The following is a 2,015-nucleotide window of genomic DNA, read 5'->3' on the forward strand; positions in this document are numbered from 1 at the left end:
TATTAGGAAAAATATGTTAATATTATTTTATTAAACTTCATTAAAGTAGGAAGGTTCTTTAATCTGAGTTCGTTATTATTTAGGGGGAATATAATTGAAAAAAACTATGATTAGTGTGCTATCAATCTTAGTTTTAAGTCTTTTAGTTTGTAATGTCTTTGCTGAAGCAAAAACACGAACAGGTGGGACTAGAGGAACGAGTCCTAGCTTTACCAAGCCATCTACGACTGCTCCGACGCCAAAACCGAGATCAAGCAGTACAACAAATAATACATCAAAACCGCCATCTTATTCTTCCCTTACGACAAAATATCCAAAATCTACACGTTATTTTTCTGGCGATGTGTTATCAAACACCCTTGTGTTTGGAACAATTTTATTAATGTTAAACGATACAAACGATGTTGAACCTACATATGTGGATGAGGATGGAAACGTTTATACCCTTGCTGATTTAGAAGGGATGGATGTGCAGATACCTGAAGATGAACCAGTAGAAGATGATTTATACTCTGAAACTGTTAGTTTTGATGAGAATGAAACCACAACGGTAGTGCCAGAGGAAATAGAAACAGCATCTCCATATGAAAATTTTGAAGACGAAACATACTACGAAGAAGAAAATCACTCATTTAATTGGCTTTGGCTTATCCTTCCTTTGACTGTCGTAGTGATTGGACGTTATTTTTTACGAAGAACTAAAAAATAAAAAACTCCAATTCGGCATTTTTATACTCCTAACAAGGGAGTTCTTCTTGTGATATATGTTGGAAAATAAGGCTTTATTTACAAGTTATGAGGAAAATAAAGCCTTATGTAATCTTGATAGAATGGTGATTCATTTATTACGTTTTGTTGTTAGGTTCCACATTTATGACGACATTTCCCTTCTTGTGTCCTTTCTCGACATATTTATGAGCTTCGACAATCTCTTCAAACTCATAGGATCTGTCAATGACCACTTTTAACTTCTCTGTTTCTACAAGTTCTTTAAGGAAGTTTAGTGCCTCGGAAGTTTCAGGTGAATTTCGACTCAATATTAATTTCTTGCTGCTTGTCAATTTAGTCCATAGCATTGGAACACTTGGCAGTGGTTCAGTGATATTTATATAGATACCGTCCTTCTTTAACAATTTCATACAATCTGCAAAGGAACTCTTGTTTACCGCTTCAAAAATCACATCATATCTTTCGTCTGTCCTAGAAAAATCTTCTGATGTATAATCAATGACCTTGTCGGCACCAAGAGCTTTTACCAATTCCACATTCGTGGTACTGCAGACCCCTGTAACGTTCGCCCCGAAATACTTGGCAATCTGAACGGCATAACTTCCTACACTTCCAGAAGCACCATAAACTAGAACCCTTTGACCACTCTGAATATTAGCTTTTCTAAGAAAATATAATGCTGTGCGTGCTCCAATTGGAATGGCAGCGGCTTCTGCATAAGTTACATTCGATGGTTTAATCGATACAGGCCCTTCTTCCGGCAGACACTTATACTCGGCATAAGCACCAAAGCCCGCAAGAGATGCTGCAAAAACCTTGTCACCTTCCTTAAACCTTTTCACATCTTTCCCAACTGACTCCACCTCTCCAGCTAGCTCCATCCCTAGGATCTCTTTTTTAGGTTGTCTGAAACCAAGTGTTATTCGGGCAGGCAGCCAAAAAGCGGGAGGAACGGTAAAACTCCGTGACCGAATATCTGCTACTGTAACGGTTGTTGCTTTTATTTTTACCAATATTTCATTTTCTTTCGGAATAGGTTTTTCTACTTCCTTCAGTTGAAGAACGTCGGGGGGACCGTACTTTGTGTACACAATTGCTTTCATATATCCTCCTCCAATTCGTTATATTCATTAATATCTACGAATGTCTACGAATAAATAGAACGATGGCTCCTTCTTCAATAGTTGTTTTTAACCTATCCAGTATTGGTTAAAGAATGGTTCCTGGTGTATTTGGTGTTTTAATAATGTTTTGATTTTTTCATAAGGGCTGTGTTATACAAGTAT

2 protein-coding genes are annotated in these 2,015 nt (G+C 37.1%); one reads left to right on the plus strand and one right to left on the minus strand.

From position 1 onward, the window contains the following. Positions 1–94 precede the first annotated feature (94 nt). A complete protein-coding gene (locus V7137_RS30005) occupies positions 95–709 on the plus strand; it encodes a hypothetical protein (protein ID WP_335701450.1) in 615 nt (204 codons plus the stop codon). A gap of 136 nt (positions 710–845) precedes the next feature. On the opposite strand, the gene V7137_RS30010 is transcribed toward V7137_RS30005, so the two are convergent. Beyond that, positions 846–1,832, minus strand: a complete 987-nt coding sequence (locus V7137_RS30010; RefSeq protein WP_335701451.1) for an NAD(P)-dependent alcohol dehydrogenase — start codon at positions 1,830–1,832, stop codon at positions 846–848. Positions 1,833–2,015: the final 183 nt, after the last annotated feature.

Source organism: Neobacillus drentensis (genome assembly GCF_036962765.1).
Taxonomy (GTDB): domain Bacteria; phylum Bacillota; class Bacilli; order Bacillales; family Cytobacillaceae; genus Neobacillus; species Neobacillus drentensis_C.